This is a genomic window from Pseudomonas sp. P5_A2_2 (assembly GCF_054177685.1).
Genome location: NZ_JBGCUL010000241.1, coordinates 1 through 5,896, shown reverse-complemented (window position 1 = coordinate 5,896; position 5,896 = coordinate 1). Strand labels below are relative to the sequence as shown.

Annotated in this window: 4 protein-coding genes and 1 pseudogene; 3 read left to right on the top strand and 2 right to left on the bottom strand. The window is 58.4% G+C overall.

Translation table 11 applies throughout. The annotated features are described in order from the left end of the window. Positions 1-118 precede the first annotated feature (118 nt). A complete protein-coding gene (locus ACXRVY_RS15130; protein ID WP_223458632.1) occupies positions 119-1,276 on the top strand; it encodes an osmoprotectant ABC transporter ATP-binding protein OsmV in 1,158 nt (385 codons plus the stop codon). 661 nt (positions 1,277-1,937) lie between these two features. Further along, entirely contained in the window at positions 1,938-3,101 is a 1,164-nt protein-coding gene (locus ACXRVY_RS15125; RefSeq protein WP_095942382.1) for a type III PLP-dependent enzyme, read from the top strand. Between the two features lie 105 nt (positions 3,102-3,206). On the opposite strand, the gene ACXRVY_RS15120 is transcribed toward ACXRVY_RS15125, so the two are convergent. Continuing rightward, positions 3,207-3,935, bottom strand: a complete 729-nt coding sequence (locus ACXRVY_RS15120; protein ID WP_223458726.1) for a tetratricopeptide repeat protein — start codon at positions 3,933-3,935, stop codon at positions 3,207-3,209. Positions 3,936-3,965: 30 nt separating this feature from the next. Beyond that, positions 3,966-4,646: a Fe2+-dependent dioxygenase gene (locus ACXRVY_RS15115; protein ID WP_223458630.1), complete on the bottom strand. Its 681-nt coding sequence runs from the start codon at positions 4,644-4,646 to the stop codon at positions 3,966-3,968. Positions 4,647-4,853: 207 nt separating this feature from the next. On the opposite strand from ACXRVY_RS15115, the pseudogene ACXRVY_RS15110 reads away from it, so the two are divergent. Further along, positions 4,854-5,324 (top strand): annotated as a pseudogene (locus ACXRVY_RS15110) (TonB-dependent receptor plug domain-containing protein); the annotation flags it as partial. Positions 5,325-5,896 lie beyond the last annotated feature (572 nt).

The window sequence follows — 5,896 nt, the reverse complement described above, 5'->3', positions numbered from 1 at the left end:
GCGTTGTGGGACTTGAAAAGGAAACGACATTTCCTGCGTCCCACGCCTTGCCCGGCGAGATCACAGCTCCAACGCGCTCCGCCATTTGCGGCGAACACCCCCTACTTGGACTGCTCAAATGATCGAACTTCAAAACCTCAGCAAGACCTTCCAAAGCAACGGCAAAGATGTGAAAGCCGTGGACTCGGTGAGCCTGACCGTCAATGAAGGCGAAATCTGTGTGTTCCTCGGGCCATCGGGTTGCGGCAAAAGCACCACGCTGAAAATGATCAACCGCCTGATCAAACCGACCTCGGGCAAGATCCTGATCAATGGCGAAGACACCACGGGCCTCGACGAAGTGACCCTGCGCCGCAACATTGGCTACGTCATCCAGCAGATCGGTCTGTTCCCGAACATGACCATCGAGGAGAACATCGTCGTGGTGCCGAAACTGCTCGGCTGGGACAAGCAAAAGTGCCACGACCGCGCCCGCGAGTTGATGAGCATGATCAAGCTCGAACCCAAGCAATACCTGCATCGCTATCCGCGGGAGTTGTCCGGAGGCCAACAACAGCGGATCGGCGTGATTCGCGCACTGGCCGCCGATGCGCCACTGTTGCTGATGGACGAACCCTTCGGCGCGGTCGACCCGATCAACCGCGAGATGATCCAGAACGAGTTCTTCGAAATGCAGCGGGCGCTGAACAAGACGGTGATCATGGTCAGCCACGACATCGACGAGGCGATCAAGCTCGGCGACAAGATCGCGATCTTCCGCGCCGGCAAGCTGCTGCAGATCGATCACCCGGACACTCTGCTCGCGCACCCGGCGGATGACTTTGTCAGCAACTTTGTCGGCCAGGACAGCACGCTCAAGCGCCTGCTGCTGGTGAAAGCCGAAGATGCGGCGGACAACGCGCCATCCGTCAGCCCGCATACACCGGTGGTCGAAGCGCTGGAGTTGATGGACGAGCATGACCGACGCTATGTGGTGGTCACTTGTGCCGGGAACAAAGCCCTGGGTTACGTACGACGTCGCGACCTGCACCGTCAGACCGGCACCTGCGCGCAGTACCAACGCGACTTCAATGCCACGGCGGCGTACGACGAACATTTGCGCATCCTGCTGTCGCGCATGTACGAGTTCAATCGGGCGTGGCTGCCAGTGATGGATGCCGAGCGGGTGTTTTTGGGTGAGGTGACGCAGGAGTCGATTGCTGCGTATCTGAGCTCGGGTCGTTCGCGCGGGATGAAGACCAATATCGTCTCGCCAGCTGAGGCGGTGATCGCCTGATCACTCATATCGCCCGGTAAAAAACGCAAAACTTGTAGGAGTGAGCCTGCTCGCGATGGCGCGATGTCAGTCAACGACGATGTTGGCAGTGAAAATGCCATCGCGAGCAGGCTCGTTCCTACAAGGTTTGTGCATTTTTTGAGTAATCGGTAAGCCGGAAAAAAATATCAACAGTAACGTCTGTAAAAGCCACCCGGAAACACGCTCTGAAATGGTCAAATCTCCTCTCAACCTACCTTTTCGCCGCCAACGTCGCCTATATTGTCGCCATCGCACTTCCTAGTGACTTGGCGCACAAAAGCGTCGAACGTGCAGGTATTTTTAACACTTCATAAATCTTCGGGAACATCCGACTGTCATCTGTGTCGGTTACAAAGAGTGATGCCCGTAACGCGCGTCAGAAGAGTGCAAAAACGCGACATTTTTTGTTGATCTCAAGCCCCTCACGCCCTAAAGTTCGCGCCGAACGTCCATGCTGGAAACGATCCATCCGGCTCAAGTACTGACGACGAGACAGCAAGGCCAAGGGAAAGCTGCACTTCCCATGGCCTTTTTGCTTTCGGCGACATGCCTTGGGAAGTAGGCGAACCAAAGTGGGGATACGGAGGACGTTCATTTGCACCCATTGATTAACTACGTTTGCCACTAGGAGCTCCCAAGTATGTCGATCCAGGTCGAAGACTATTTCGCGCGTGAAACCTTTCAGAAAATGAAGGCGTTCGCCGACAAACAGGAAACCCCGTTCGTGGTGATCGACACCGCGATGATCAGCCAGGCCTATGACGACCTGCGCGCCGGTTTCGAATTCGCCAAGGTCTACTACGCGGTCAAGGCCAACCCGGCCGTGGAAATCATCGACCTGCTCAAAGAGAAAGGCTCGAGCTTCGACATCGCCTCGATCTACGAACTGGACAAGGTGCTCGATCGCGGCGTCAGCGCCGACCACATCAGCTACGGCAACACCATCAAGAAATCCAAGGACATCCGCTACTTCTACGAGAAGGGCGTGCGTCTGTTCGCCACCGACTCCGAAGCCGACCTGCGCAACATCGCCAAGGCCGCACCGGGTGCAAAAGTTTATGTACGCATCCTGACCGAAGGCTCGACCACCGCCGACTGGCCACTGTCGCGCAAATTCGGCTGCCAGACCGATATGGCCATGGACCTGCTGATCCTCGCCCGCGACTTGGGCCTGGTGCCTTACGGCATCTCGTTCCACGTTGGCTCGCAACAGCGTGACATCAGCGTCTGGGACGCGGCGATCGCCAAGGTCAAAGTGATCTTCGAACGCCTGAAGGAAGAAGATGGCATCCACCTGAAGCTGATCAACATGGGTGGTGGCTTCCCGGCCAACTACATCACCCGCACCAACAGCCTGGAAACCTACGCTGAAGAAATCATCCGCTTCCTGAAGGAAGACTTCGGTGACGACCTGCCGGAAATCATCCTGGAGCCGGGCCGTTCGTTGATCGCCAACGCCGGTATCCTGGTCAGCGAAGTGGTGCTGGTCGCGCGTAAATCCCGCACCGCCGTCGAGCGTTGGGTGTACACGGATGTGGGCAAGTTCTCCGGCCTGATCGAAACCATGGACGAAGCCATCAAGTTCCCGATCTGGACCGAGAAAAAGGGCGAGATGGAAGAAGTGGTCATCGCCGGCCCTACCTGCGACAGCGCCGACATCATGTACGAGAACTACAAGTACGGCCTGCCACTGAACCTGGCCATCGGTGATCGCCTGTACTGGCTGTCGACCGGTGCGTACACCACCAGCTACAGCGCCGTCGAGTTCAATGGCTTCCCGCCGCTGAAGTCGTTCTACGTTTAACACTCACCACTGTAGGAGCGAGCTTGCTCGCGATGGACCTGAGGGCGACGCGGGCATCCAGAAAGCACGCGTTATCGTTAACGACCATCGCGAGCAAGCTCGCTCCTACAGAGTTTGCAGCTGTTCAGTACGTTGTTTGTAATCCACAGCCATCGCCTGAATCTGTGGATCATTGGCGGCTGACAATGCCTTACAGGCCACTCGCAAAAAATTCAGGTTGCCATCGGCCAATGCCTTGCGCAGCCAGACCAATGCATTTTCGATATCCCTTTCGTCAGTCAGTACGGCTGCAAAGCTGAACTGCCCGCGAAAATCCCCGCCCTCGGCCGAACGTCGATACCAGTTACGAGCCGCTGCCGGATCCGCCGGACAGACCCGCCCTTCTTCCAGATACCGCCCCAACAGATTCATCGATTTTGCATGGCCCAACTCAGCCGCACGGCGATAGAGACTCAGTGCTTGAAGCTGATCCTCAACCACCCCGCGACCGGTCGCCAGCAGATTGGCGTAGTTGTACATCGCCCAATCCAGCCCTGCAGTGGCGGCAAGTCGGTAATGCCTGGCTGCTAGCGATGCATCGGCAGCACAGCCCCAACCATGCTCATGACAACGGCCGAGCATGTTGCGCGCCATCACATGCCCCTGGCGCGCGGCGATGCCGAACCAGCTCAGCGCCAGCGGTTGGTCCTGGGCGATCCCTTGGCCATCGAGCAGAATCTGCCCGAGCAAGGCCTGAGCCTCGACCTCTCCTTCTCGTGCGGCAATCAGGATGGCCTGGGCCGCGCGGGCCGGGCTTTCGTCGAGCATCGCGCGCAGGCGCTCACCGTCGAGCATTTCCTCGCGGCGTAAACGAAAATCCGCCACTTATACCTCGACCCAGCGACGCAGAAGGTTGTGATACGTGCCAGTGAGGCGGATCAGCGATGGATGATCGGGCACATCGCGGGTCAGTTGCTGAATCGCCCCGTCCATCTCGAACAACAGGGCGCGCTGGCTGTCTTCGCGCACCAGGCTTTGCGTCCAGAAAAACGAGGCAAGTCGCGTTCCGCGCGTCACCGCATTGACCTTGTGCAGGCTGGTGCCGGGGTACAGCACCATGTCACCGGCAGGCAGCTTCACCCGTTGGGTGCCGAAGGTGTCCTGGATTTCCAGCTCGCCGCCGTCGTAATCCTCGGGCTCGCTGAAGAACAGCGTGGCGGACAAGTCTGTGCGTACCCGTTCGATACTGCCTTTGGGCTGACGCACCGCATTGTCGATGTGGAAGTCGAAACTGTCACCGGCGGTGTAACAGTTCAGCAACGGAGGAAAGACTTTGTGCGGTAGCGCAGCCGACATGAACAGCGGATTTTTCCACAGCCGTTCCAGCATCGCCGCGCCGATCTCCTTGGCCAGCGGATGGCCTTCCGGCAACTGCAAATTGTGCTTGGCCTTGGCCGACTGGTAGCCGGCGGTGATCTTGCCATCCGCCCAATCGGCTTGTTCCAGAGCCTCGCGAATGCGCTGCACCTCGTCTTTATCGAACAGGGCGGGAATGTGCAGCAGCATGACAAAGGCGCCTGAAACCAAAGGGACGCCAATGGTATTGATTCTTATTGCCTGTGTAAAACACATCTGACGGGGGAGTCAGCAAAAACCGTAAGGGTAAATTGTAAAGAATGTAAATTAAGTGCGAATAGTAATATTTCGCAATTGTTACAAATAACTGTTTACCCTATATTCCGCCGCCTCAAATCCTTGGGGAGGGGAATTCAAATGTCACGTCAACAGCCACAAGTACCGGTCAGTTCACCACGTCTGCTCGCATCCGCCATCGGCATGGCGATTACTGCCGGCTCTGCGGGCCACATGGTTTTCGCGGCGGAAAAAACCGACGAAAAAGCACCGGACAAAGTGATTTCGCTGGGCGCCACCGCCATCACCGGTGAAGCCCAGGACGAGACGACCTACAACGTCGAGAAAGCCTCCTCCCCCAAGTACACCGCGCCGCTGATCGACACGCCGCGCTCGGTGACCGTTGTTCCGCAACAGGTCCTGAAAGACACCGGCTCGCTCAACTTGCAGGACGCACTGCGCACTGTGCCGGGCATCACCTTCGGTGCCGGTGAAGGCGGCAACCCGCAGGGCGACCGTCCGTTCATCCGCGGCTTCGACGCCCAGGGCGACACTTACCTGGACGGCGTGCGCGATACCGGTTCCCAGAGCCGCGAGATCTTCGCCGTTGAATCGATCGAAGTCAGCAAAGGCCCGAACTCCGCGATCGGCGGCCGTGGCGCAGCCGGCGGCAGCATCAACCTGGTCAGCAAGAAAGCGCACCTGGGCGATTCACTCGACGGTGGTTTCACCTGGGGCTCCGACCAGACCCAGCGCTACACCTTCGACGGCAACTACCAGTTCACCGACACCGCCGCTGGCCGTCTGAACCTGCTGAGCCACGAGAGCAACGTCGCCGGCCGTCAAAGCATCGACTATGACCGCTGGGGTGTGGCACCGTCCCTGGCCTTCGGCCTGGGCACGGACACTCGCGTCAACCTCGACTACTACCACCTCGAAAGCAACGACACGCCAGATTCGGGCATTCCTTACTCCATCCCGACGGCAGGCTCGGCTGCCCGTACCAAGGCCAACCCGGACAAGCCGAATGACGGTGGCAACAGCAGCAACTGGTATGGTCTGAACGACCGCGACTTCCGCAAGACCCGCGCCGACACGGCGACCTTCGCCATCGAGCACGACCTGAGCGACTCGCTGACCATCAAGAACACCCTGCGTCACGGCACCAGCATGCAGGATTACAT

Bases quoted from the DNA above. Each gene is read 5' to 3' on its own strand.
- ACXRVY_RS15130 (WP_223458632.1), top strand. From the start codon at position 119: ATGATCGAACTTCAAAACCTCAGCAAGACCTTCCAAAGCAACGGCAAA.
- ACXRVY_RS15125 (WP_095942382.1), top strand. From the start codon at position 1,938: ATGTCGATCCAGGTCGAAGACTATTTCGCGCGTGAAACCTTTCAGAAA.
- ACXRVY_RS15120 (WP_223458726.1), bottom strand. From the start codon at position 3,935: ATGCTCGACGGTGAGCGCCTGCGCGCGATGCTCGACGAAAGCCCGGCC.
- ACXRVY_RS15115 (WP_223458630.1), bottom strand. From the start codon at position 4,646: ATGCTGCTGCACATTCCCGCCCTGTTCGATAAAGACGAGGTGCAGCGC.